Source organism: Hyphomonas chukchiensis, assembly GCF_000682695.1.
GTDB classification, from domain to species: Bacteria; Pseudomonadota; Alphaproteobacteria; order Caulobacterales; family Hyphomonadaceae; genus Hyphomonas; species Hyphomonas chukchiensis.
In genome coordinates, this window is sequence record NZ_AWFG01000041.1 from 140495 (window position 1) to 163815 (window position 23321).

General features: G+C 62.6%; 23 protein-coding genes and 1 pseudogene. 19 read left to right on the top strand and 5 right to left on the bottom strand.

Annotation, left to right across the window (positions count from 1 at the left end; all coding sequences use genetic code 11):
- The first annotated feature begins 99 nt into the window (after positions 1–99).
- From HY30_RS13260 to HY30_RS13270, 3 genes are all read left to right on the top strand, one after another.
- Entirely contained in the window at positions 100–1578 is a 1479-nt protein-coding gene (locus tag HY30_RS13260) for a sigma-54-dependent transcriptional regulator (protein ID WP_034741633.1), read from the top strand.
- Between the two features lie 135 nt (positions 1579–1713).
- On the top strand, positions 1714–2190 hold the full coding sequence (locus HY30_RS13265) for an SRPBCC family protein (RefSeq protein WP_034741345.1): 477 nt from the start codon (positions 1714–1716) through the stop codon (positions 2188–2190).
- A gap of 12 nt (positions 2191–2202) precedes the next feature.
- Positions 2203–2547 (top strand): ArsR/SmtB family transcription factor, encoded by a 345-nt coding sequence (locus HY30_RS13270; protein WP_034741347.1) that lies wholly within the window; start codon positions 2203–2205, stop codon positions 2545–2547.
- A gap of 14 nt (positions 2548–2561) precedes the next feature.
- Here HY30_RS13270 and HY30_RS13275 read toward each other — a convergent pair whose 3' ends face one another.
- The gene (locus tag HY30_RS13275; protein WP_034741350.1) at positions 2562–3458 is read right to left on the bottom strand and encodes a hydrogen peroxide-inducible genes activator; all 897 of its coding nucleotides are present in this window, start codon (positions 3456–3458) and stop codon (positions 2562–2564) included.
- A 125-nt stretch (positions 3459–3583) separates the two neighbouring features.
- Here HY30_RS13275 and HY30_RS13280 point away from each other — a divergent pair, with 125 nt between their 5' ends.
- The 12 genes from HY30_RS13280 to HY30_RS13340 all read left to right on the top strand — a co-directional run bounded on the left by HY30_RS13280 (position 3584) and on the right by HY30_RS13340 (position 16596).
- Positions 3584–4132 (top strand): peroxiredoxin, encoded by a 549-nt coding sequence (locus HY30_RS13280; RefSeq protein WP_034741352.1) that lies wholly within the window; start codon positions 3584–3586, stop codon positions 4130–4132.
- A gap of 242 nt (positions 4133–4374) precedes the next feature.
- Positions 4375–4917, top strand: coding sequence for an alkylhydroperoxidase, AhpD family (gene ahpD, locus HY30_RS13285; protein WP_034741355.1), 543 nt, complete (start codon positions 4375–4377; stop codon positions 4915–4917).
- Between the two features lie 452 nt (positions 4918–5369).
- Positions 5370–5885, top strand: coding sequence for a division/cell wall cluster transcriptional repressor MraZ (locus HY30_RS13295; RefSeq protein ID WP_051615469.1), 516 nt, complete (start codon positions 5370–5372; stop codon positions 5883–5885).
- The gene (gene rsmH / locus HY30_RS13300) at positions 5885–6913 is read left to right on the top strand and encodes a 16S rRNA (cytosine(1402)-N(4))-methyltransferase RsmH (RefSeq protein ID WP_034741360.1); all 1029 of its coding nucleotides are present in this window, start codon (positions 5885–5887) and stop codon (positions 6911–6913) included. Before HY30_RS13295 ends, rsmH begins: the two co-directional genes overlap by 1 nt.
- A complete protein-coding gene (ftsL, locus tag HY30_RS13305) occupies positions 6910–7245 on the top strand; it encodes a cell division protein FtsL (protein WP_051615470.1) in 336 nt (111 codons plus the stop codon). The genes rsmH and ftsL overlap by 4 nt, the downstream gene beginning before the upstream one ends.
- Positions 7242–8870 (top strand): peptidoglycan D,D-transpeptidase FtsI family protein, encoded by a 1629-nt coding sequence (locus HY30_RS13310; RefSeq protein ID WP_034741363.1) that lies wholly within the window; start codon positions 7242–7244, stop codon positions 8868–8870. The genes ftsL and HY30_RS13310 overlap by 4 nt, the downstream gene beginning before the upstream one ends.
- Positions 8867–10303, top strand: a complete 1437-nt coding sequence (locus tag HY30_RS13315; RefSeq protein ID WP_034741364.1) for a UDP-N-acetylmuramoyl-L-alanyl-D-glutamate--2,6-diaminopimelate ligase — start codon at positions 8867–8869, stop codon at positions 10301–10303. The genes HY30_RS13310 and HY30_RS13315 overlap by 4 nt, the downstream gene beginning before the upstream one ends.
- Positions 10300–11736 carry a UDP-N-acetylmuramoyl-tripeptide--D-alanyl-D-alanine ligase gene (locus HY30_RS13320; RefSeq protein WP_034741367.1) on the top strand — a complete coding sequence of 479 codons (1437 nt, stop codon included), beginning with the start codon at positions 10300–10302 and terminating at the stop codon, positions 11734–11736. The genes HY30_RS13315 and HY30_RS13320 overlap by 4 nt, the downstream gene beginning before the upstream one ends.
- Positions 11736–12929: a phospho-N-acetylmuramoyl-pentapeptide-transferase gene (gene mraY, locus HY30_RS13325; RefSeq protein WP_034741370.1), complete on the top strand. Its 1194-nt coding sequence runs from the start codon at positions 11736–11738 to the stop codon at positions 12927–12929. The genes HY30_RS13320 and mraY overlap by 1 nt, the downstream gene beginning before the upstream one ends.
- A gap of 10 nt (positions 12930–12939) precedes the next feature.
- Entirely contained in the window at positions 12940–14355 is a 1416-nt protein-coding gene (murD, locus tag HY30_RS13330; protein ID WP_034741373.1) for a UDP-N-acetylmuramoyl-L-alanine--D-glutamate ligase, read from the top strand.
- Complete coding sequence (locus HY30_RS13335; protein ID WP_241765720.1) at positions 14352–15503, top strand: FtsW/RodA/SpoVE family cell cycle protein; 1152 nt, start codon at positions 14352–14354, stop codon at positions 15501–15503. Before murD ends, HY30_RS13335 begins: the two co-directional genes overlap by 4 nt.
- On the top strand, positions 15496–16596 hold the full coding sequence (locus HY30_RS13340; protein WP_034741377.1) for a UDP-N-acetylglucosamine--N-acetylmuramyl-(pentapeptide) pyrophosphoryl-undecaprenol N-acetylglucosamine transferase: 1101 nt from the start codon (positions 15496–15498) through the stop codon (positions 16594–16596). The genes HY30_RS13335 and HY30_RS13340 overlap by 8 nt, the downstream gene beginning before the upstream one ends.
- Here the strand turns inward: HY30_RS13340 and HY30_RS13345 are convergent.
- Positions 16593–17081 (bottom strand): annotated as a pseudogene (locus HY30_RS13345) (DUF3291 domain-containing protein). The gene HY30_RS13340 and the pseudogene HY30_RS13345 sit on opposite strands and share 4 nt — an antisense overlap.
- A 192-nt stretch (positions 17082–17273) precedes the next feature.
- Here HY30_RS13345 and murC point away from each other — a divergent pair.
- Together murC and HY30_RS13355 are read left to right on the top strand one after the other, a co-directional pair.
- Positions 17274–18695 carry a UDP-N-acetylmuramate--L-alanine ligase gene (murC, locus tag HY30_RS13350; protein WP_034741380.1) on the top strand — a complete coding sequence of 474 codons (1422 nt, stop codon included), beginning with the start codon at positions 17274–17276 and terminating at the stop codon, positions 18693–18695.
- A gap of 121 nt (positions 18696–18816) precedes the next feature.
- On the top strand, positions 18817–20334 hold the full coding sequence (locus HY30_RS13355; protein WP_241765721.1) for an MFS transporter: 1518 nt from the start codon (positions 18817–18819) through the stop codon (positions 20332–20334).
- A gap of 70 nt (positions 20335–20404) precedes the next feature.
- Here the strand turns inward: HY30_RS13355 and HY30_RS13360 are convergent, their stop codons facing one another.
- The 3 genes from HY30_RS13360 to HY30_RS13370 form a co-directional block, all read right to left on the bottom strand.
- On the bottom strand, positions 20405–21016 hold the full coding sequence (locus HY30_RS13360) for a TadE/TadG family type IV pilus assembly protein (RefSeq protein WP_034741383.1): 612 nt from the start codon (positions 21014–21016) through the stop codon (positions 20405–20407).
- Between the two features lie 3 nt (positions 21017–21019).
- The gene (locus tag HY30_RS13365; RefSeq protein WP_081812237.1) at positions 21020–21580 is read right to left on the bottom strand and encodes a TadE/TadG family type IV pilus assembly protein; all 561 of its coding nucleotides are present in this window, start codon (positions 21578–21580) and stop codon (positions 21020–21022) included.
- A gap of 138 nt (positions 21581–21718) precedes the next feature.
- Entirely contained in the window at positions 21719–22162 is a 444-nt protein-coding gene (locus HY30_RS13370; protein WP_034741386.1) for a pilus assembly protein N-terminal domain-containing protein, read from the bottom strand.
- Between the two features lie 262 nt (positions 22163–22424).
- Here HY30_RS13370 and HY30_RS19770 point away from each other — a divergent pair, with 262 nt between their 5' ends.
- Together HY30_RS19770 and HY30_RS13375 are read left to right on the top strand one after the other, a co-directional pair.
- Complete coding sequence (locus tag HY30_RS19770) at positions 22425–22598, top strand: Flp family type IVb pilin (protein ID WP_081812238.1); 174 nt, start codon at positions 22425–22427, stop codon at positions 22596–22598.
- Positions 22599–22765: 167 nt separating this feature from the next.
- Positions 22766–23281, top strand: coding sequence for an A24 family peptidase (locus HY30_RS13375; protein ID WP_034741647.1), 516 nt, complete (start codon positions 22766–22768; stop codon positions 23279–23281).
- The last annotated feature ends 40 nt before the right edge of the window (positions 23282–23321 follow it).

Sequence of the window (23321 nt, forward strand, 5' to 3'; positions counted from 1 at the left end):
GGGCGTCGCGATGTGGGACGCCTTCTGTTCCATTTCGCTCCACTAACTGATGGCACGGGGGCGGCTTCAGACCCTCCGGCTACGAACAAGGGTATGATGATGGCGAAGACCGTACTGGTAATTGATGATGATCCGACACAGCGCCGCCTGCTTCAGGCTGCGGTGGAGAAGGCGGGCTTTGCCTGCCGCACGGCGCCTGACGGCGAAGCGGGCATTGCGGTTGCGGCCGATCCGAAGGATGGCGTCGACGTTGTCCTGCTGGACCTGACCATGCCCGGCCTTTCGGGCCTCGACACGCTCGAGCGCCTTGCTGCCAAGCGTCCGGACCTGCCTGTCATCATGCTGACCGCCACAAGCGGTATCGACACGATTGTCCAGTCGATGCGCCGCGGCGCGGTCGACTTCATCGTCAAGCCGGCCAATCCGGAACGCGTGGTTGTCTCGATACGGAACGCCCTGAAGATGCAATCGCTGACGGGCGAAGTGAAACGCCTATCTCGCAAGGCCGAGGGCGGCATGAGCTTTGACGACATGATCGCGTCGGCTGCGCCCATGCGCCAGGTGATCCGTCTTGCCGAACGCGCGGCCGTCTCAGACATTCCGGTCCTGATCCTCGGCGAAAGCGGTGTGGGTAAGGAAGTTGTTGCGCGCTGCATTCAGGGCGCTTCGGGCCGCTCGGGCAAGCCATTCGTCACCGTCAACTGCGGCGCCATCCCGGAAAACCTGGTTGAATCGATCCTGTTCGGACACGAGAAGGGGGCCTTTACCGGCGCTGTCTCCAAGTCGCCCGGCAAGTTTCTTGAAGCCGATGGCGGCACGCTGTTCCTCGACGAGGTGGGCGAACTGCCGCTCGACGCGCAGGTCAAGCTGCTCCGCGCTTTGCAGGAAGGTGAGGTCGACGCTGTCGGCTCGCGCCGTCCGACCAAGGTGGACGTGCGCATCATCTCTGCCACCAACCGCGACCTTGCCCAGCAGGTTGCCGATGGCACATTCCGCGAAGACCTGTTCTATCGCCTCAATGTTTTCCCTGTGGACATGCCGAGCTTGCGGGAACGCCGCGATGACATCCCGGCCCTGGTCGAGCATTTCATCACGCGCTTCAACGCGAGCGAAGGCACGAAAGTGTCCGGTGCATCCGATGATACGCTGAAAATGCTCTATGCGTTCGACTGGCCGGGCAACGTGCGCCAGCTGGAGAATGCCGTGTTCCGCGCAGTGGTCCTTTGCGAGAGCGACAAGCTGCAGCCACAGGACTTCCCGCAGATCTCCGGCCAGATGCCGGACATTTCGAGCCTGCCGGCAGCGCCTGTTGCGGCCAACGCCGTGCCGACGGCCCCCATGGCCGCCAATGACGTGGGCGCTGCGGGCGCTTCGTCCAGCCCCGTCAGCATCACCGATGAGCATGGCGAGCTGCGCTCGCTGACCGATATCGAGCACGATATCCTTCAGTATGCGATTGATTTCTATGACGGCCACATGAGCGAAGTCTCGCGCCGTCTCGGCATCGGGCGCTCGACGCTGTACCGCAAGGTCCGCGAATACGATCTTGAAGTCCGCAGCGAACGCGAAGCGGGCTAGGATATAAAAGGCAGGAAACGCTGGGAAACGGTCCTTCGAGGCCGTTTCCTTTATCGCAACACTAAAGTTTTCACTTGACTGTTGGCGGGCGCTGATAATACTGAAGTTCAGGCTTTAGTATTCCAGGAGATTTCCATGCCCATCCCTACCGTCACCCATGGCACCTTCACGATTGAGCGCACGTTCAAGTCTGCACCCGCGCGCGTGTTCGACGCCTTTTCCGACCAGGCCAAGAAGCGCCGCTGGTTCGCCGAAGGACCGGGCTTCCACCTCGACGCGTTCGAGATGGATTTCCGCGTCGGCGGGTCGGACCGGCTTCGGTTTCGTTTCGTCGCCGACAAGCCGATCGCCGAAGGTACGCCTTGCGCCAATGACACGGTCTACATGGACATCGTGCCGGATGCCCGGATCGTCATTGCCTATGGGATGAGCGTTGCCGGGCAGCCCATATCGTCCTCACTGGCCACAATGGAATTCCTCCCTGACGGTACAGGGACCCGGTTCGTGTTCACCGAGCAGGCAGCGTTCTTTGCAGGCGGCGACGGAATCGAGATACGCGAGGCGGGCACGCGCGAACTGTTTGGGCAGCTTGCGACCGAACTCGGTGAATAGGGGAGAGTGAGAATGCAGGCGCGCGCGACCGGCCCGACCATTGACGATGTATTCCATGCGCTGGGCGACCCGACGCGCCGGGCCATTGTCGAGCGCCTGAGCCAGCGCCCGGAATCCATGTCAGACCTGGCGGCGCCCTTTGACATGTCGCTCGCCGCCGTCGGGCAGCATGTTCAGGTGCTCGAGCGCAGCGGTCTTGTGCGTACAGAGAAGATTGGCCGGACGCGAACCTGCGAGATCAACCCGCTTGGAATGGCGCTCGCACGGCAATGGCTGGAAGCGCGCCGTCGGCTCTGGGAGACGCGGTTCGACCGGCTCGCGGATTTCCTCGGCGAGAACGAGGACGGCGCGGACTGACAAAAGCTGGCGCGTCAGGTCAGCGCCGCCTTCACCACCTCGCCGATCTTGCGGGCGTCGGCTTCGCGGGGGCTGCCGGTTTTCCAGGCGATGCCCACCTGACGGCCGATGACAGGGGTCGTGAATTCGCGCACGGCCACGTCATGGCTGACCGCGAGGCCATGATCCATGGCAAGGCGGGGGAGGAGGGAGACGCCGAGCCCGCCTGCCACCATGTTGACCAGCGTGCCAAGCGAGGTGGCCGCAACCTGGCCCGCATGGTCGCCGGTCTTGAGGCGGCAGATCGAGAGCGCGTGCTCGCGCAGGCAATGGCCGTCTTCGAGCAGCAGGATGTCCTCGCCATTGAGGTCTTCGGGCGAGAGGCCGTTCTTCTTGGCCAGCGGGTGGCTGGTCGAGGAAGCGAACAGGAATTCATCATCGAACAGCGGCACGGTCTCGATGCCGGGCGCATCCCAGGGTAGGCCGATCAGCGCCGCGTCCAGCGTGCGGGTGCGCAACTGGTCAATCAGGCGCGTTGTCTTGTCTTCATGCAGGTAGAGCTTGAGGTCCGGATAGACCTCCGACAGCGCCCGCACGGTCTGCGGCAGCACGAAGGGCGCAATCGTCGGGATGGCACCGAGATGGAAGGGGCCTGTCAGCATGGCCCCGGCGCTCTGCACAACCTGGACGAGCGCGTGCGCGTCAGCGAGCAGGGCGCTGGCGCGGGCGACGGCGAGCTCTCCGGCATGCGTCAGCCGGGCGCCGCGGGCCTCGCGATCGGCGAGGCGCACGCCCAGCAGGTCTTCCAGTTCCTTGATGCCGGCCGATAGCGTCGGCTGCGTCACATGACACGCCTCGGCCGCCCGGGAGAAGGACCCGGTATCGCCGAGGGCGGTGAGGAACTGAAGCTGACGTAGCGTCGGTATAGCCATAGACTGCCTCTATATCAAATACTGGAAATATCAATTTTTCTTTTGGAAAAAACAACCCCAAGTGCAGCACTCGCGGGCTTCACCGGGCCCGCTTACTGCAGCATTCCCAACAGGAGACCTCCCATATGCTCGGCATTGGCCAGAAACTTCCCGATTTTAAAGTCACCGGCGTGAAACCAAAATTCATGCAACACGAAGAAGGCGGCGTCAGCGCGTTCGAAGACCTCACGCAGGACAGCTTTGAGGGCAAGTGGAAGGTCATCTTCTTCTACCCGAAAGACTTCACCTTCGTCTGCCCGACCGAGATTGCCGAATTCGCCCGTCTTGGCGAAGAATTCGCGGATCGCGATGCCGTGGTTCTCGGCGGCTCGACCGACAATGAATTCGTCAAGCTCGCCTGGCGCCGCGACCATGCGGACCTTGCAGAACTGCCAATCTGGCAGTTTGGCGATACCAATGGCTCGCTCGTCGACGGTCTGGGTATCCGCGATCCTGAAGCCGGCGTTGCCTATCGCGCCACTTTTGTCGTCGACCCGTTCAACGTCATTCAGCACGTCTATGTGAACAACCTGAATGTCGGCCGGAACCCTTCGGACACGCTGCGCGTGCTCGACGCCCTGCAGACCGACGAGCTGTGCCCATGTAACCGCCCGGTCGGCGGAGATACATTGTAATTTTGTAATTTGCCGCTGCGGCGGCGAATACCCAAATGAGTCCTGCAGGCAAGGAATGACGGCCTTATCCCTCCCCCCTTGAGGGCCGTTATTTCCCTGCAGGATACGACGTCCGGCGAGCTGCCGTTTGCGCCTTTACCCCTTGGGCGCTCGGCCAGTTTGTCCCCGCAAGCCCCATGGCGCTCGCCGGATTACGTCTCTCCCGCCCATCCCTGCACCTCTTCCCCGAAAGGACACGCTTGATGTCGCTCGACACCCTGAAATCCCGCATGCCGGACTATGCCAAGGACCTGAAGCTGAACCTGGGCTCGCTGGTCAATGAAACCGTGCTGACCGATCAGCAGAAATATGGCTGCCTGCTCGCGTCGGCCCATGCTGTCGGCGAGCCTGTGACGCTGCGCGCCCTCGAGGCCGAAGCGCAGGGCAAGATGACCCCCGAAGCGATCAAGGCGGCCAAGGCGGCGAGCGCGATTATGGGCATGAACAATGTCTATTACCGTGCCACGCACCTGATCTCGAACACGACCTATACGACCGTGCCGGCCAAGCTGCGCATGAACGTCATCGGTTCGCCCGGTATCGAGAAGGCAGATTTCGAACTCTTCTCGCTGGCGGTATCGGCTGTGAACGGCTGCGGCATGTGCCTTGATGCGCACGAGGCCGAACTGCGCAAGCATGGCCTGACGACCGACCAGATCCAGGCAGGCCTGCGCATCGGCGCGGTGGTCAATGCCGCTGCCCGCGTGATGGCCGCCGAAACGGCGCTGGAATCCGAAACGGCCTGAGCGCTGAAATATCCCTGATCCTGACGCCGCCGGAGTTAGCGCTTCAGCGGCGTTTGCTTGCGTGCGCACATGTATTCGCCAAGGGCAGGGAAGGGGTGCGCAAAGGATTCGGAAAGGCCTGTGATGTTTTCAGGCAGCTGCGGACATTGATTTGATGTAATGTCAGGCAAATAGGCAGGAATTCGCAGCCAGTTTTTGACCGCGATGCAAACCGACAACACGGCCCTTCAGTCAATTGATTAACAAGGAATAAATAAACCCGCCCCATGCCCGCCCAAGGGGGTGTTCCTGTATGTTCCTGCTGTGTGCTTTTTATGTTCCGTGGTGGAGGGGGTGTGGATATTTCGATTCACCGTGTTCGCCCATTGAGGCCCATAGCTGCCCATGATATTCCAAATTTACACATGGGTAACCATGCTGGGGTTTAGGCATAACTATTACAGGGTTGGCGGGTGTTCGTTTCCACCTATGAGAGCGCTATTGATGCAAAAGGCCGGGTTTCCATCCCCGCGCCCTTTCGCGCAGAGCTTGGGGGAAGCACGCGGATCTTTCTCTGGCAGGCGCTGGACGGCTCCGGCTGCCTCGAAGGCGGCGGTGAGGCCCTGATGGCCATGTACCGCGCCACGCTCACACGCCTCGCCCCGCAATCCGAAGTTCGCAAGGTGCTGGTCAACCGCATCATCGCCGGATCGGCCGACCTGAAGATGGACGAAACCGGCCGGATCAAGCTGCCCGAAGACCTCTGCAAGGCGGCCGAGCTTGAGGGCCGCATCAAGTTTGCCGGCAATATGGACAGTTTCCAGATATGGAACCCCGAGAAGCACGCCGCCTACAATGCCTCGATGGAGGCGGCTGCCGCCTCGCCGGACGTGATGGCCGCCTTTGGCCGGGCCTATTCCGAAGTGCTGCACCAGCAGGGCGCCGGGCATTATAATGGCCCCAAACTGGTCGAAGGAGGCGAAGGCTGATGAGCGCACGGCACACATCCCCGCGCCCTGAGGCATCCGGCCACCGGCCCGTCATGCTGGACGAAGTGCTCGCATGGCTTGGCCCCCAGGACGGCGACCGGATCGTTGACGGCACATTCGGCGGCGGCGGCTACACCCGCGCCATCCTGCTGGCCGCGAAATGCAGCGTCCTGGCCATCGACCGCGACCTTGATGCCATCCTGCGCGCCGAGAAAATGGCCACGGAAACCCCTCGCCTGACGCCTTTGCTGGGCCGGTTCGGCGAGATGGACACATTGGTCCGGAATGCCGGGTTCGAGACGGTCGACGGTGTCGTGCTCGATATCGGCGTCTCCAGCTTCCAGATCGACGAGGGCGAGCGCGGCTTTTCCTTCATGAAGGATGGCCCGCTCGACATGCGCATGGGCGCCGCCGGGCCGACAGCGGCGGATGTGGTCAACACCATGTCCGAACGGGACTTGGCCAACATCATCTTCCGCCTCGGCGAAGAGAAGCAGGCGCGGCGCATTGCCCGCCATATCGTGCAGCGCCGGGCGCAAAAGCCTTTCGAGACCACGGCAGACCTGGCCGATGCCGTCGAAGTGGCCGTTGGCGGGCGGCGAGGGGCGCGCACGCACCCGGCCACGCTGACCTTCCAAGCCATCCGCATGTACGTGAATGACGAGTTGGGCGAGCTGGCCCGTGCGCTGCAGGCGGCCGAGCGGCTGCTGCGGCCGGGCGGACGGCTGGTCATCGTTGCGTTCCACTCGCTGGAAGACCGGATGGTCAAGCAATGGCTACGCGACCGGGGCGGCAAGACGGGCGGTGGCTCACGTCACATGCCGCTGGCAGCCAAGGGGCCGGAGCCGACCTTCGAACTCTCTGTTTCTAAAGCAATTGTCCCTTCTGATAAGGAAGTGGAAGGCAATCCGCGTGCACGCTCAGCCAAGTTGCGGGCCGCGATCCGTACAGGCGCACCTGCGATCGAGGAAGAGACCAGCGACGGCATGAACCTGCCGCCGCTGTCGGACCTGGAGGATGCCCTATGAGTCGCCGTGCCTTTTTCTTTGGAATCCTGGTTGTCGGGCTGCTGATTGTCAGCCTCTACCGGGCAAAATACGGCGCCAAGGACACGGCGGCCGAGATCATGGCTGTCGAGGCCCAGATCGAGGATGCGCGCCACGAGAAGGCGCTGCTCGAGACCGAGCTGTCGCACATGAGCCGGCGCGAGTGGATCGAGGAATATGCCCGGGGCGAGCTGGGCATGGCGCCGCCGCGTTCCGACCAGATTGCCGGTGAGGGCGACCTTGATGCGCTTGTCGGCCCGCCGGTGAAGGCTGGCGCGGCACCCAAACCGCAGCAGACGGGGGGCGAAAAGTGACCCGCGACGCCCGCGACCGCACACGGCTGGCAGGATTAGGCCTCAGCGCCCTCTTCGTCGTGCTGGCGGGCAAGGGCGGCTATCTTGCCATCTCGGGATCAACACCGGGCCATGCACACAGCGTGGCCAAGGCCGAAGCGCCTGTCCGGGCCGACATTGTCGACCGCAATGGCGAGCTTCTCGCGACATCGGTGACCGCCTATTCGCTGGTCGCCAATCCGAAACTGATCTGGGACGCGGGGGAGGTTGCCCACTCGCTCAAGGGCGTGTTCCCTGACATCAATGTCGCGACCCTGACAAAACACCTGTCCAACGAGACGCGTGAATTCGTCTATGTGAAACGCGGCCTGACCCCGCGCCAGCGCAAGGCCGTGTTCGACCTTGGCCTTGAGGGCCTGCGCTTCGAGGAAGAAAGCCGCCGGGCCTATCCGCGCGGCACGCTGGCCGGCCATATCCTCGGTTTCACAAATGTGGACGGGAAGGGCATTGGCGGCATCGAATATGCGATGGATGATCGCCTCAAGGCGGGCGGCGAACCGCTTCGGCTGACCATCGACAATGGCGTCCAGTCGGCTGTTGAGTCCGAACTCTCCGCCGCCGCTGCCGAACATGACATTCAGGGCGGCGCCGTGATCCTGATGGACGCGCATACCGGCGAGGTGCGCGCCATGGCCAGCTGGCCGCCGCTGGACGCCAACCGCGCGCTCGACCTGCCGCTGGACGACACGGCCCGCCTCAACCGGGCAACCGGTGCGGTCTATGAGCTTGGGTCCGTGTTCAAGCCCTTCACGGTGGCGGCTGCGCTGGAATCCGGCGCGATCAAGCCAACCGACATTTTCGACGTGCGCACGCCGATGGAAATCCGCGGCTACACGATCCACGACCTCCACCCGATTTCGGGCACCGGCACCGTCACCCGCATCATCTCGGAAAGCTCGAACCTCGGCACCGTGCACATCAATGCCGCCCTGGGCCCGCGCCGCCAGAAAGCCTTCCTTGGCGCGCTTGGCCTGCTGGACCGGGCGCCGATTGAGCTGGCAGGCAGTGCCAGCCCGATCCTGCCGGAGCGTTTCGACGATCTTTCCTCCGCAACCATCTCCTATGGCCACGGCATCGCCGTGACGCCCATGGCCTTCCTTGAAGGCTTCTCGGCCTTTGCGAATGGCGGCGAGCGGGTCGCGCCGACCCTCGTTGCAGACGATGCCCGCAAGGCAGTGCCGGTGCGTGTCATGTCGGCCCTGACGACCGACATGGTCAATGCGATGATGCGTGAAGCGGTGCTGACCGGCACCGGCAAGCGCGCCGAAGTGGCGGGCTACCGCGTCGCCGGCAAGACAGGCACGGCGGAAAAGCCGACGCTGGGGGGCTATGACGACACCCATAACGTGACGAGCTTTGCGGCCATTTTTCCCTATGACCGCCCCCAATATGCCCTGATCGTGACATTGGATGACCCCAAGGTAGGGGCGGAACGTGGCGATACTGCTGCGCTGAATGCGGCGCCAACGGCCGGACGCATCATCGAACGTGTCGCGCCTCTGCTCGGGCTCGCCCCGCGTTTCGAGGGTGTCCGTCCTGCTGGCGCTGAACTCCGCTCTGCATCGGATGAGAGGAGTTCCCTGTGAAGCTGAAAGACCTGTTCCCCCTCGCCGAAGATGGCGACACCGAAATCACCGGCATGACGGCCGACAGCCGCAAGGTGCAGCCGGGCTTCCTGTTTGCCGCCTTGCAGGGCACGGCAACGGACGGCCGCAAATACGTGCCGCAGGCCATCGAGGCGGGCGCCGCAGCGATCCTGTCGGATGGCGGCATCGAGAACGTGCCTGTGCCGCATATCATTGCGGATGAGCCGCGCCTTGCGCTGGCCCTTGCGGCCAAGCGCTTCTACAATTCTCAGCCAGACACCGTCGTCGCCATCACCGGCACGAATGGCAAGTCATCCACCGTGGACTTCCTGCGCCAGATATGGTCGCGCGCCGGCTATGGCGCCGCCTCCATGGGCACGCTCGGCGCCATCGGCCCCGGCGGCAAGATCGATGTCGGCCACACGACGCCCGACCCGGTGACCATCCACGAAACACTCCGCGAACTCGTGCGCCAGGGCGTGACGCACTGCGCGATGGAAGCTTCCAGCCACGGGCTTGAGCAGTTCCGCCTTGATGGCGTTGACCTTTCGGCCGTCGCCTTCCTCAATTTCACGCAGGACCATCTCGATTATCACGCGACGATGGAAGCCTATCTCGACGCCAAGCTCCGCCTCTTCCGCAAGCTCGGCCACGCGGGCATGCCGGCCATCGTCAACGCTGACAGCGACCATCGCGAGGCATTTGAAGGCGCGGCGACGGAAGCGGGCCTCAAGGTCGTGTCCTTCGGCTGGCGCGGCGAGGATCTCTGGATCGACGAGATCATGCCGCGGGCCACCGGCCAGGTGCTGACGCTGTTCTGGCGCGATGTGGAGCACAAGCCGCTGGAGCTGCCGCTGATCGGTGAGTTCCAGGCACTGAACGCGCTCGGCGCGGCGGCGATTGCCCTGTCGCTGGGCATGGACTTCGAAACGGTGGCCGATGGCCTGACCCATCTGCAGCCTGTCAAAGGCCGCCTCGAACTCGTCGGCAAGACACCGGCCGGGGCAGGGGTGTTCGTCGACTATGCGCACACGCCTGATGGTCTGGACGTACTGCTGCGCGCCGTGCGCCCGCACACGGCGGGCCGTCTGAAAGTGATCTTCGGCTGCGGCGGTGACCGCGACGCCAAGAAGCGCCCGATCATGGGCGAGATCGCCACGCGCCAGGCCGACGATGTGATCGTGACCGACGATAATCCCCGCACGGAAGATGCCGCTGCCATCCGCAAGGCCGTGCTGGCGGGCGCCCCGGGCGCGCGTGAGATCGGCGACCGCGAGGAAGCGATCCGCACGGTCATCGCGGAACTGAAAAAGGGCGACACGCTGGTCATCGCCGGCAAGGGCCACGAGACCGGCCAGATCGTCGGCAAGACGATCATTCCCTTCTCCGACCAGGATACGGCGCTTTCGGCGCTGGCAGGGGAGGACGCATGAGCCAGCTCCTCTGGACCTCTGAAGAGATTGCCCTCGCAACCGGCGGCACGGCCTCAGACCCGTTCTGGGTGTCGGGCTCGATCTCGATCGATACGCGCACCCTGATGCCGGGCGACCTGTTCGTGGCGCTGCAGGATGCGCGCGACGGGCACGACTTTGCCGAGGCCGCCTTCAAGGCAGGCGCGGCTGGCGCGCTCGTTTCGAAGCCGGTCAGCGGCGGGCCGACCATGATGGTCGACGATGTGCAGGCCGCGCTGGAAATGATGGGCATTGCGGCGCGGTTGCGCTCCGGCGCCATCCGCACGGCTGTGACGGGCAGCGTGGGCAAGACCAGCGTCAAGGAAATGCTGGCGCGCATCTATCGCGCGGCGGGCCCGGCGCACTGGAACGTCAAAAGTTTCAACAATCACTGGGGCGTGCCGCTGACACTGGCGCGCATGCCGGAAAATACCGAACGCGCCGTCTTCGAGATCGGCATGTCGACGCCCGGCGAGATCGCCCCGCGCAGCCATATGGTGCGCCCGCATATCGGCATCATCACCTGCATTGCCGGCGCGCACCTTGAAGGCCTCGGCAGCCTTGAGGGCGTCGCCAACGAGAAGGCCGACATCTTTGCCGGCATGGAAGCGGGCGGCACGTTCATCCTGCCTGCCGACGATGCCTTCCTGGACTTCCTGTCGGCGCGCGCCCGTGAGCTGTGCCCCACAGGCAATCGCGAGACATTCGGCTTTGCCGAAGACGCGACAGCGCGGGTGACGGGATATGAATCAAACGGCGTGACGAGCCGCATCACCGTGGAAGTGATCGGCCAGAGCGTCAGTGTGGAGATCGAGGCAGTCGGGAAGCATTGGGCCCTCAACGTGGCCGCAGCGCTTCTCGCGGCAAGCCAGACGGGGCGCTCATTGGCGGACTGTGCCGAGGCCCTGTCTGGCTATTCGCCGCCACCCGGTCGCGGCACGGCCGAACGCCTGCCCCTGCCGCAGGGCGGGCACTTCACGCTGGTCGACGATGCCTACAATGCGAACCCCGCCAGCATGCGCGCGGCGCTCGCGGCCCTGGCCCAGCGGCCCGGCGGCCGACGTCTCGTCGCGCTCGGCGAGATGCTGGAAATCGGCGCGGAATCCAACAGCGAACATGCCGGTCTGGCGGCAGATGTCGTGGCCAGCGGCGCCGAGGGCGTCTTCCTCGCCGGTGACAAAATGACTCACCTTGCCGAGGCCCTTCCGCCGGGTCTTCAGCAGGCATGGGCCCCCAAGGCAGATGAGCTGTGGAATGCGCTGCTAAATGCAGTCCGTGATGGCGACGTGCTCTTGATCAAAGGGTCGAATGCCTCCGGGATGGGACGTATTGCAGACCGCTTGCGCCAACGAAGTGCAGCGGCTGGTTTGGGCAAGATGGATAGCAGCGCAGAAGACGCTGCAGAGGTCAGGTGATGCTGTACGAATGGTTGGCTGCGGATAGCGGTTTCTTCAATCTGCTGAACTATATCACCTTCCGCGCTGGCGCGGCGGTTGTGACCGCCTTCCTTGTGACGGTCGTGTTCGGCGACATGATCATCAACATGCTCCGGGCCCGGCAGGGCAAGGGCCAGCCGATCCGCGACCTGTCGCTGGAACAGCAGTTGTCGAAGCAGGGCACGCCCACGATGGGCGGTGTGCTCATCTGGATCGGCCTGCTTGTCGGCGTGCTGCTCTGGGGCAACCTTCGCAACCCCTATGTCTGGGTCGTGCTGTTCGTGACGCTCTCCTATGCGCTGCTCGGCTTCCTCGATGATTATGCCAAGGTGACGAAGCAGAGCGCCGATGGCGTGTCGGCCCGCGCCCGCCTGCTGATCGGCTTCGGCATTGCCGCTGTCGCCTGCGCGTTCATCATGGGCCTTCATGGCGCCCACACGCCTGCCGGACATGCCGAGTGGGGCTCGCTGAACGGCCTCGCCGAGATGATCGCAAGCATGGCGCCGAAAACATCCGTCCAGCCTGCTGACCCGGCCTTCTCCGGCGGCGTTGCAGTGCCCTTCGTGAACAATTACTTCCTGCCGCTCGGCGGCTTCTTCATCCTCTTCGGCATGATCGTCGTCGTCGGCAGCGCCAATGCGGTGAACTTCACCGACGGGCTCGACGGCCTCGCCATCGTGCCGATGACCTTCGCCGCCGCCGCCTATGCGATGATTGCCTACCTCACCGGTAACTTCGTCTTCGCCGAATACCTCGGCATCCAGTTCGCGCCCGGCGCGGGCGAGATTTCCGTCCTGCTCGGCGCGATGATCGGCGCAGGCATGGGTTTCCTCTGGTTCAATGCCTATCCGGCCAAGGTCTTCATGGGCGACACAGGCTCGCTTGGCCTCGGCGGCATGCTCGGCGTCGTGGCCGTGGCGACCAAGCACGAGTTCGCCCTCGTCATCATTGGCGGCCTCTTCGTGATGGAAGCCCTGTCGGTCATGATGCAGGTCGGCTGGTTCAAGATCACCAAGCGCCTGACCGGCACCGGCAAGCGCATCTTCCTGATGGCGCCGCTGCACCATCACTTCCAGAAAAAGAACTGGCCGGAAACGCGTGTCGTCGCGCGCTTCTGGATCCTGTCGGTCCTCTTCGCCCTCGCGGGCCTCGCAACACTGAAGCTGAGGTGACCGCAAAGCCATGATCCCCATTACGGAATACGCAGGACGGGATGTCGCCGTGTTTGGCCTTGGCCGGACAGGCCTCAGCGCAGCAAAAGCGCTGAAGGCGGGCGGCGCACGCGTGCATGCGTGGGACGATAATGAGGAAACACGCAACAAGGCCGAAGCGGCGGGCCTCACCCTGTCGGACATCAACAAGCGCGACTGGCAGACCTTTGCCGCGCTCGTCCTGTCGCCCGGCATTCCCTACAAGTTCCCGGCGCCGCACCGCATCGTGCGCATGGCCGAAATGACAGGCGTGCCGGTTGTCGGCGACATGGAACTCTTCGCCCGCGCCGTGCAGTCGCTGCCGGAACGCGGCCGCCCGAAAATCATCGGCATCACCGGCACCAATGGCAAGTCGACCACGACCTCGCTGATCGGCCATATCCTGAAACAGGCCGGGCGCGACGCGCGCATCGGCGGCAATATCGGCACCGGCGTGCTGGACCTTGCTGCCCTCCATGCCAACGCCGTCTATGTGCTGGAGCTTTCGTCCTACCAGCTGGACCTCGTGAAAAGCCTGCACTGCGATGTGGCGGTGTTGCTCAACATGAGCCCGGACCATCTCGACCGGCATGGCGGCATGGAAGGCTACCAGGCCGCCAAGATGCGCATCTTCCAGAACCAGCAGAAGGGCGATGTGGCCATTGTCGGCTTTGACGATGTCATCACGCAGTCGATCGCCATTGGCCTCTCCGGACAAGGCAAGGCCCGCGTTGTCCATGCCTCGTCGACCTATGCCCTTGGCAGGGGCGTCAGTGCAATCGATGGCAAGCTCTATGACAACCAGTCGGGCAAGGCCGAGTTCATCGGCAATCTCGCCGAATGCCCGGCGCTGCCCGGCAAGCACAATCACCAGAACGCCGCTGCCGCCTATGCCGCCTGCCGCGCGCTGGGCGTCGAGCATGGGGTCATCATGGCCGGACTCAAATCCTTCCCCGGCCTGCCGCACCGCCTCGAAACGGTTGGCACCATTGATGGCGTGCGCTTCGTGAATGATTCCAAGGCCACCAATGCCCAGGCTGCCGAACAGGCGCTGAAGGCCTTCAAGAATGTCTACTGGATTGCGGGCGGCGTTCCCAAGGCCGAAGGCATCGAGCCTCTCGCGCCGCTCTTCCCGAACATTGCCAAGGCCTACCTGATCGGCGCAGCCGAAGACGCCTTCGCCAACACGCTGAAGGGCAAGGTCGCGCTGCAGAAATGCGGGACGCTGGAGAACGCTGTCGCGGCCGCCCTTCGGGATGCCAAGGCCGCAGGTGAGGAGGGCGCCATCGTGCTGCTCTCGCCCGCCTGCGCCAGTTTCGACCAGTTCCGCGATTTCGAGCATCGGGGCGATGTCTTCCGCTCGATTGTCCAGTCGATGATGCCCGCCGAGCTCAAGGTGATGGCTTGAGCCCAGCGCCGACCGCCTTGCAGTTTGCCCGGTCGGACACGTCCTGGCTCACCGAATGGCGCCGCACGATTGACTGGGGCCTGATGGGCGGGGCCTTCTTCCTCATCGGGATTGGCCTGCTCATGTCACTGGCAGCGGGGCCAACAGCCGCGATCCGCATCGGCTATGACAACGAATACTATTTCATCATCCGCCAGGCCGTGTTTGCGGCGGCGGCAGCGGTCATCCTTGTCTCCTTCAGCCTGCTTGACCAGACATGGGCCCGGCGGGCGGCAGCGGTGATCTTCTTTGTGTCGCTGGCGCTGATGATCTGGATCCTTGTTTTCGGCTACGAGGCCAAGGGCGCCCAGCGCTGGATCCGGATTGGCAGCTTCTCGCTGCAGCCAAGCGAAATCGTCAAGCCCGCCCTGATCGTGCTCAGCGGCTGGCTGCTGGCCCAGCGCGAGGCCTATCCGAGCGGGCCGTGGGCGGTCATCGCCTTTCTCTTCTATGCGGTGACGCTTGGCCTCTTGCTGTTGCAGCCGGATGTCGGCCAGTCCGTGCTGCTGACGGCGGCCTTCGTCATCACCTTCTTCATCAGCGGCCTGCCCTGGCGCTGGGCTGCGGCCTTTGCCGGGGGCGGGGCCGGGCTTTCGGGCCTGCTCTATGCGTTGCTGCCGCATGTGCGGGCGCGGGTGAACAGCTTCTTCAACCCGACGCAATACGACACCTACCAGATCGACAAGGCGGCCGAGGCCATCGGGCGCGGCGGCCTGTTCGGTGTCGGGCCGGGGGAGGGGCTTGTGAAAGCCAGCCTGCCGGACGCGCATACAGACTTCATCTTCTCCGTCATGGTCGAGGAATTCGGCCTTGTGGCCGCCATCGTCCTGCTCGCGGCTTTCTCGCTCATGGTCCTGCGCGGCTTCCGGGCGGCGGCCCGTCTGGAAGACGGTTATGCGCGCGCGGCCGCTGCGGGATTGTTTTCATTATTCGGCCTTCAGGCGGCCATAAACATCGCCGTAAATGTAGCCTTGATCCCGCCCAAGGGCATGACACTGCCTTTTGTATCGTATGGAGGCTCTTCTATGATCGGCACGGCATTGACACTCGGGCTTGCACTGGCACTTGTGCGCGGACAAGGTACGCGCACAAGGGGACGGTATGGGTGACGGTAGCTCCGACAAGCTGGTAATCATCGCGGCAGGCGGCACGGGGGGACACATGTTCCCGGCGCGCGCCTTCGCCGACGAGATGCGTGCGCGCGGGTGGACCGTGGGCCTGATCTCGGATTCCCGCGGGCTGCGCTATGCCGCTGACTTCCCCGCCGCCTGGAAGGAAGAGGTGAAAGCCGCCTCGCCGAACTTCCGCAAGCCGTGGACACTTCCCGCAGCGGCCCTGAAAATCAATGCCGGTATCAGCCGCGCGACCAAGCTGATGAAGGCAACAAAGCCTGCGCTCGTCGCCGGTTTTGGCGGCTATCCGGCCTATCCTGCGCTGGCGGCGGCCAAGCGGCTGAATGTGCCGATCATCATCCATGAACAGAACGCGGTGCTCGGCCGGGTGAACCGCCAGTTCGCGCGCCATGCCAAGCTGGTGGCGAGCGGCTTCAACCGGCTCGACTACCTGCCGCCGGGCGCTGCCCATATGGCCATCGGCAATCCGGTGCGCGCGCCCATCATTGCCATGCGCGATCAGCCTTACCCCCCCACCGACGGCAAGCTGAACCTGTTCGTCACCGGTGGCAGCCAGGGGTCCAGCATTATTGGAGACACGGTACCGCTGGCCATCGCCGATCATATCCCTGCGCCGTTGCGGGCCCGTTTGAAAGTGGTGCAGCAGGTGCGCGAGGAGCAGATGGAGGGCGTGCGCAACCTCTATCGCCGCGCCGGTGTCGATGCGGATCTCGCGCCCTTCTTCAGCGACATGCCCGAACGCCTCGCGGCGGCGCACCTCGTCGTGGCGCGCTCAGGCGCGGGAACGGTCAGCGAACTCGCCGTCGTTGGGCGCCCGTCGATCCTGATCCCCCTCGCCATCGCCATGGACGACCATCAGGCCGCCAATGCCGAAGCGCTGACGGATGTCGACGCGGCAGACATGGTGCTGGAGTCCAATCTCTATCCCAAACTGCTCGGCAGCCTGATCGCCGTGCGCCTGGAACATGGCGACGACCTGCGCAAACGCGCCGCCGCCGCGAAATCGGCGGGCAAGATGAATGCAGCCGCAGACCTCGCCGACATGGCCGAACGGGTGGCTGAGCTTTAGGCGGCCGAAGGGCGGCAGCCGTGGGTCTTGTGCATCTGCGCCGCGCGCAGCCAGTCCCAGCCGAAAGCGGCATCTCAATCGCCGTCGCGTTCGCGTGCGGCAAGCCTTTCCAGCGCTTCATCCAGCGTCGGTGTGTGCCCGGCCGGCACCCACCACATGACGAAATGCATGCCGCCGAGTATCTCGAACCATTCCTCGCGCCGCTCATAGAACTTGCGGTGGACGGTGCCCCAGACGAAGCGCTCAAGGCTTTCCACGTCTTCCCACACGGTCAGGTTCGACACGAATTGCGGGTCGCCGTCGATCTTCGCTTCGGTATTGCCTGTGCCGGGTTCGCCGGAGCCCTCCATCATCCAGACAAATCCCGGCATGGACTTGCCGAGGCCGTTGATGAAATCGAGATTGTCCATGAAATCCTTGACGCGCGGGTCGTCGGTAGGCGCGAGCAGGCGGCCGATATTGAGCTCTGCAAGGTGCATTTTCATCGACAGGTCCCCACGTCCCGAAAGCGCCCCAAAGCACCTCTGATTGCGTCAATCAATCGCCACGATTGGTGGCGAACTTGCAGCTTGCCGCGCCGGGCTGGCAATTTCAATGGGCACGGGTCCTTGCCTACGGAATGCGCAGCGCGGTAACGCTATCGCTGACACTCTCTCTCTGACGGATCGGTCTTCTTCATGGCTTCACCCACTCCTTTCGACCTCGGCCCGGCGCATATCGTTGGCATCGGCGGCATCGGCATGTCCGGCATCGCCGACGTGATGCTGACCATGGGCTATCAGGTCCAGGGCTCGGACATTTCCGAAAGCGCCAACGTCCAGCGCCTGCAGGAGAAAGGCGCGAAAGTGTTCATCGGTCACAAGGGCGAGAACGTGAAGGGAGCCGGAACGGTCATCATTTCCTCCGCCATCAAGAAGGACAATCCGGAAGTGCTGGCCGCCCGGGCTGCAGGCATCCCCGTTGTCCGCCGCGCCAATATGCTCGCCGAGATCACGCGCCTCAAATACACGGTCTGCGTGGCCGGTACGCACGGCAAGACGACGACGACCAGCATGGTCGCCTGCCTGCTCGACGGTTGCGGCATCGACCCGACGGTCATCAATGGCGGTATCATCCATGCCTATGGTTCGAACTATAAAGCCGGCGAGAGCGACTGGATGGTGGTCGAAAGCGACGAGAGCGACGGCACGTTCGCCAAGCTGCACCCGACCTGCGCGATCGTCACGAATATCGACCCGGAGCACATGGACCATTACGGCTCCATGGATAAGCTGCGCGAGGCATTCGACACATTCGTCGAGAACCTGCCCTTCTATGGCTTTGCCGTGCTCTGCACCGACCATCCTGAAGTGCAGGACCTCGCCGCCCGCGTCACTGACCGCCGCCGGATCAGCTATGGCTTCAACCGTCAGGCCGATGTGCGCGCGATCAACCTGAACACCGATCTCGAAGGGGCCCATTTCGATGTCGCGCTGCGCCGGCCCGGTTCAGCCACGCCGCGCATCATTGCCAACTTGACCCTGCCCATGGCGGGCGAGCACAATGTGCAGAACTCGCTGGCCGCGATTACCGTGGCGCTGGAGCTTGGCGCGAGCGATGACCAGATCCGCACGGCCCTTGCGGGCTTCGGAGGGGTCAAGCGTCGCTTCACAACGGTCGGGGAATGGTCACCGAAGGGTCCGAACGCGGCCCCGGTGCGGATCATCGATGACTATGGCCACCACCCGGTCGAGATTGCCGCCGTGCTCAAGGCAGCCCGCGCCATGCTTGGCCAGGGCCAGCTGATTGCCGTCTGCCAGCCCCACCGCTACACGCGCCTGCGCGACCTGTTTGACGAATTCTCGCGCTGCTTCGATGCCGCCGACGAAGTCTATGTGGCGCCTGTCTATGAAGCGGGCGAATCGCCGATCGACGGCATTACGAGCGATGCACTGGTCGCGAGCATCAAGCGCCACGGCCACCGCGGCGCGCATGTCCTCGCCTCGCTGGACGACTTGCCGGACATGGTCCGCAAGGTGGCCCAGCCGGGTGCGATGGTCGTCTGTCTCGGAGCGGGGGACATTACAAAATATGCCGGCGAGCTCGCTTCCAAACTGTAGCAGCCATAGCAGGTGACGCGACGCAAAGTAGCTTGATCGCTGTCAAAGACCTTTCCTCGCGCCACGGAATGTCGCACGGTTGTCCCCGAGCGCCGCTCAGAGCGCACCGGGAGAGCAGTCTATGAGTAGCGACATTACCGAACCGACCTTGCCAGCGACGGAGGGCCAGATGGCCGAAATCGAGGATGCCCAGATGGGCTTTGTTCGAGGCGGTGAAGGTGGCGCAACCGGCAAGACGGGCCTCGCCTGGGCCTGGTTCGAATGGGCCCGCAATCCGTATTACATTCTCATCGTCATCTATATTTTCGCGCCCTATTTCGCGCGTGACATCATCGGCGGAAACCTGCTGGCCAGCGGCGCGCTGGACGGCATGGACCCGGCCAAGGCCAATGCGGTTGCGGGTGCGCAGGGGCAGGCGACCGTCGCGGCTGTCACCAAATGGGCTGGCCTGATTGCGGCGCTGACCGCGCCCTTCCTCGGTGCCGCCTTTGATCGCGGCCTGAAGCGCAAGCCGTTCATCTTCATGAACATGGCCGTCATGGCCGCAGCGAGTTTCATGCTCTGGTGGGCGATCCCCGGCAATGCAGGTCTCTCGATCCCCATGATCATGGGCCTGCTGATCATCGCCTATGTATCCTACACCTATAGTGAGGTGGCGCATAATTCGATGCTGTCGGACGCGGCGCGGCCTGAGGCCCTGCCGGGCGTTTCCGGCCTTGGCCTAGCGCTCGGCAACGGTGCGGCTACGCTGATGTTCATCGCAATCGTCTTGCTGTTCGCTTTGCCGGACGTGATCCACTGGCCGTTCAAATCGGCAGCCTTCGGGATCGACACGTCAAAGTTCGAGCAATTCCGCCTTGCCGGACCGCTCTGCGCTGTCTGGCTCGCGATCATGATCTTTCCCTTTTTCCGCTACGCCAAGGACACCGGCATTAAGGGCACGCCCATCATCCCGGCCTTCCGCGATGGCGTGCGCGGCGTGATCAGTACGGTGAAGCGGGCGAGCGAGCATCGCGAGGCCTTCAAGTTCCTGATCGCACGTACGCTCTATGCCGATGGCATGGCGGCATTGCTGGCCGTTGGCGCGGTCTATGTCAGCCTGTTCCTCGGCTGGGGCCTGATCGAGCTGACCGTCTATGCGATCTGGGCGTCGATGTGGGCCGTTGTCGGCGGCATCTTTGGCGGCTGGCTGGACCGGCGCATGGGACCGAAGAATGCGCTGATCTTCGAACTGTCGGCGATTGTCGTCGTCATGTTCTATGGCCTGTCGATCACCAAGGAGACGATCCTCTTCGGGCTGATCCCGAATGTGGAACTGTTTGACTGGCCGTATTTCGGAACGCTGTCTGACCTTGCCTACCTCGTGCAGGGCATGCTGATCGCGATCTTTGCCACTGCCAATATCTCGTCTAGCCGCTCGATGGTCGTGCATGTCGCGCCGCCGCATATGCGCGGCGAGTTCTTTGGTCTCTTCGCGATCGCCGGAACGATCACGGTGTGGATGGGCCCGCTGCTGATCGAGTATTTCACCAAATGGTCTCAGGACCAGCGGATCGGCATGTCGGCGATCGCGCTCCTCTTCTTCCTGGGGCTCGCGATGCTCACCACAATTAACGCAAAAGACAGGCCGGCCTCCTGACGGAGGCCGGCTGCCGGCGTTTCCTCTTTATAGGGTAGGACGCTGCGTCTTGTGCGCAATCATTCGCGACTTAGCTGGTCGGGCCGAACGGGTTGCCATTGGTGTTCTTGTCATGCGTGCGGTTGATCTCGTTCACGCGGCGGGGACGAAGATAGAACGTATCCGACACCGTGCGCTCGGTCTGGAGCACGTAACCGAACGGGCTCTTATAGTTGTAATAGACTTCCGCCATGATGACGGAGCCGGGGGAGGGGACGATGCCGGGTTCCACCGCGACACTGGTGCCTGGCGCAAGGGCCGTGAGATTGTAGGCATCCGACCAGGCAACTTTCGGGTGGCCGTCGCCACTGTCGACAAGGCTGGTGATCCGGAGATTGGCAGCGTTTGCATCATAGGGCTGCATCATGACTTTGGCGGCATCGAACATCTCATGCATGTCGGCATCAGTGACCGTCGACAGGCGGGCGGTGAGATCTCCAAGGCTGGCGCTGGTTGAAGTGACCCGGCGATCAACCCGCATCAGGAAGCTAAGCTCGATGCAGCCGAAGTAGACAAGGATCATGACAGGCGCGATCAGGGCGAATTCGACGGCTGACACACCCCGCTCATTATAGCAGAGACCCTTGATGCCCCGCCATTGGCTACGCTGCGTCAGGCGCAAAAGGAGTGATGTGGCTGACATCGGCTAATCTCCGAAAGGTTCGTTGCGGAACACGGCATTTGCCTGCACCAGGAATTTCGAGCCCGCCATATTGGCCAGCGGTGCCGACATCACAGGTGTCATGAGACTCCACTCATAGAAGATACGTACAGCGACAATGTCATTCGGACCGCCCGGATCGTAGCCGAAACCGTCGGCATCAAACTCGCCATCCTCATCCAGCGGCATGTCGATGTTGGCCGCCGAAAACCCGTTCAGGGCCTTTACGTCAATGTGCAGCTTGGCATCGCAATCGAGTATGCCCATGAACCGGTCACACACGGAAGTCCGGAAATTCTGCTCATTGAAGCCATTTTCCTGTGCCTGACCCGTGCGGATCTGGCGGGAAGCTTCGGCAACGGCATGTTCCATGATCGTGGAGACAACAAACAGAACGCAAATTTCAAGAAGGCCGAAAATAAGCAGGAAGAAAGGCGCTGCGACCATGGCGAACTCGACCGCCGCAAGGCCGCGACGGTCTTTCGCATACGCCTGCCACGTCCGCATGATACGGGGCGTGATGATACCCAGACCGGTGTAGAACATGACGTCACCCCTATCAGACTCGTGTCTCAGTATTGTTTCAATATCAGGTCTGAGTTTGTGCCGGGTTGAGCAAGTTGATGAAATTTTACCGATTTCACGGGCGGCGGCATGTAAGCCGCCAGCCGTCATGAGCGATAACTAGTTGCCGTCGTTGAGGGTCTGCAGGCTTTTTTGCTGCCTGACAATCTGGTCAAAGTATTCACCGGAATCGCCCGTGCTCATCACCGAGCGACATTCGGGGGCGCAGTCATAGGTAAAGCTCTGGCCCGACTTGTTGACGGTGACGAGGTTTGACGAATTGGCCGTCACAACGACATCGGAGGACAGGATCTGGTTTCCGGCGGAATCGAAGATCATCAGGTTCGTCGTGCCGAAGGCTTTGCCGGTGATGAATAGCAGGTGTTCATTGTGTACCGCAACGTCTGCCACGTTCTTGTTGCCGATAACGATGCTTGCGGCTGAGCCGGGGACGCGTACGGGAACTGTCTTGTTCGCCTCTACGGAGATGCTCTGTGCGACGGCTGAAGCGGCGAACAGGGAGCCTGCCAATGCGATCATGCTGTATTTGGCAAGGATGTTCATTGTCGGTGCTCCACCATTTGCTTGAGAAAAACCTTTGTATGAAGAAGGTTGCTCGTTTCCTAATCGGCTCAGAAGTGACCTTATTCTATAGACGCCGAGATTCGCGGTGAGCGGATGCAAAGAAGGTAAACGAATCACTCATTTGCTTTCACGGATTATCTGGATTCCTTCATCTGATATTTGGAATAGTCCTGTAATTTCAGCAGTGTTCCAGAAAGAAAAGAATGTCTGGAACTTTTTTATCGCATGATGGGAGTTTCCAATGTTTGCACGTTTTCTTAAAGACGAATCCGGCGCCACGGCTATCGAATACGGCCTGATCGCTGCTCTGATCGCAGTTGCTATCATCGGTGGTGTTACCGCCCTTGGTACGAACGCCAACGCGACGTTCACCACGGTTTCCGAATCGATGGGCGCAGCACCAGCTGCTGAGTAATTGATCGTCTGAACCTCTAAGGTTTGGGGAAAGGCCGTCAGGGAAACCTGGCGGCCTTTCCTTTTTTGGCTGTCGTCAGCCAGACGGTCGATGCGAAGTGTGTAAAACCTTCCTTTAGTCTTTTCGCCCAGAGTTGCGCTCGAACGCAGGACAATGGGGCGATGCTAATGATCTTGAATATTCTTGCCGGACTGTTTCTGGCCTTGTGCCTGCTGGCCGCAATCCATGACGTGAACAGACTGACCATTCCGAACTGGCTGAATCTGGCGCTGGCGGGCCTGTTCATTCCTGCGGCGGCGGTTTCGGGTCTGCCACTCGAAATCCTCGGTGGCCACCTGATGATTGCCGCCTTGGCGTTCCTTATCGCCTTTGGCCTGTTCGCCTTCAGGATTTTTGGGGGAGGGGATGCCAAGATGATCCCCGCCGTGATGTTGTGGCTTGGACCTGAGGCTGGCGTGCCTTTCGTTTTCAGCATGGCTCTGGCAGGTGGCGCGTGCGCCCTCCTGATCCTGGCGGTGCGCCGCACGGTACCTGCGGCTGCTGTGCCTGGCGTCGTACGGGCACCTTTCGAGGAGAATGCCGGCGTTCCATATGGCGTGGCGATCGCGGCCGGGACGTTTATGGCGGCTTCGGCGTCTCCATTTCTTTCTGATTTATTAAACCAAGTGAGTGCATGGAGTTAACCAAGCCTTAGGCCCAATCATGGAAATGTCCTGATTGGAC

What these genes read in the sequence shown, in the direction of transcription:
- HY30_RS13260 (WP_034741633.1), top strand. Translation starts at nt 100, where the DNA reads ATGGCGAAGACCGTACTGGTAATTGATGATGATCCGACACAGCGCCGC.
- HY30_RS13265 (WP_034741345.1), top strand. Translation starts at nt 1,714, where the DNA reads ATGCCCATCCCTACCGTCACCCATGGCACCTTCACGATTGAGCGCACG.
- HY30_RS13270 (WP_034741347.1), top strand. Translation starts at nt 2,203, where the DNA reads ATGCAGGCGCGCGCGACCGGCCCGACCATTGACGATGTATTCCATGCG.
- HY30_RS13275 (WP_034741350.1), bottom strand. Translation starts at nt 3,458, where the DNA reads ATGGCTATACCGACGCTACGTCAGCTTCAGTTCCTCACCGCCCTCGGC.
- HY30_RS13280 (WP_034741352.1), top strand. Translation starts at nt 3,584, where the DNA reads ATGCTCGGCATTGGCCAGAAACTTCCCGATTTTAAAGTCACCGGCGTG.
- ahpD (WP_034741355.1), top strand. Translation starts at nt 4,375, where the DNA reads ATGTCGCTCGACACCCTGAAATCCCGCATGCCGGACTATGCCAAGGAC.
- rsmH (WP_034741360.1), top strand. Translation starts at nt 5,885, where the DNA reads ATGAGCGCACGGCACACATCCCCGCGCCCTGAGGCATCCGGCCACCGG.
- ftsL (WP_051615470.1), top strand. Translation starts at nt 6,910, where the DNA reads ATGAGTCGCCGTGCCTTTTTCTTTGGAATCCTGGTTGTCGGGCTGCTG.
- HY30_RS13320 (WP_034741367.1), top strand. Translation starts at nt 10,300, where the DNA reads ATGAGCCAGCTCCTCTGGACCTCTGAAGAGATTGCCCTCGCAACCGGC.
- mraY (WP_034741370.1), top strand. Translation starts at nt 11,736, where the DNA reads ATGCTGTACGAATGGTTGGCTGCGGATAGCGGTTTCTTCAATCTGCTG.
- murD (WP_034741373.1), top strand. Translation starts at nt 12,940, where the DNA reads ATGATCCCCATTACGGAATACGCAGGACGGGATGTCGCCGTGTTTGGC.
- HY30_RS13340 (WP_034741377.1), top strand. Translation starts at nt 15,496, where the DNA reads ATGGGTGACGGTAGCTCCGACAAGCTGGTAATCATCGCGGCAGGCGGC.
- murC (WP_034741380.1), top strand. Translation starts at nt 17,274, where the DNA reads ATGGCTTCACCCACTCCTTTCGACCTCGGCCCGGCGCATATCGTTGGC.
- HY30_RS13355 (WP_241765721.1), top strand. Translation starts at nt 18,817, where the DNA reads ATGAGTAGCGACATTACCGAACCGACCTTGCCAGCGACGGAGGGCCAG.
- HY30_RS13360 (WP_034741383.1), bottom strand. Translation starts at nt 21,016, where the DNA reads ATGTCAGCCACATCACTCCTTTTGCGCCTGACGCAGCGTAGCCAATGG.
- HY30_RS13365 (WP_081812237.1), bottom strand. Translation starts at nt 21,580, where the DNA reads ATGTTCTACACCGGTCTGGGTATCATCACGCCCCGTATCATGCGGACG.
- HY30_RS13370 (WP_034741386.1), bottom strand. Translation starts at nt 22,162, where the DNA reads ATGAACATCCTTGCCAAATACAGCATGATCGCATTGGCAGGCTCCCTG.
- HY30_RS19770 (WP_081812238.1), top strand. Translation starts at nt 22,425, where the DNA reads ATGTTTGCACGTTTTCTTAAAGACGAATCCGGCGCCACGGCTATCGAA.
- HY30_RS13375 (WP_034741647.1), top strand. Translation starts at nt 22,766, where the DNA reads ATGATCTTGAATATTCTTGCCGGACTGTTTCTGGCCTTGTGCCTGCTG.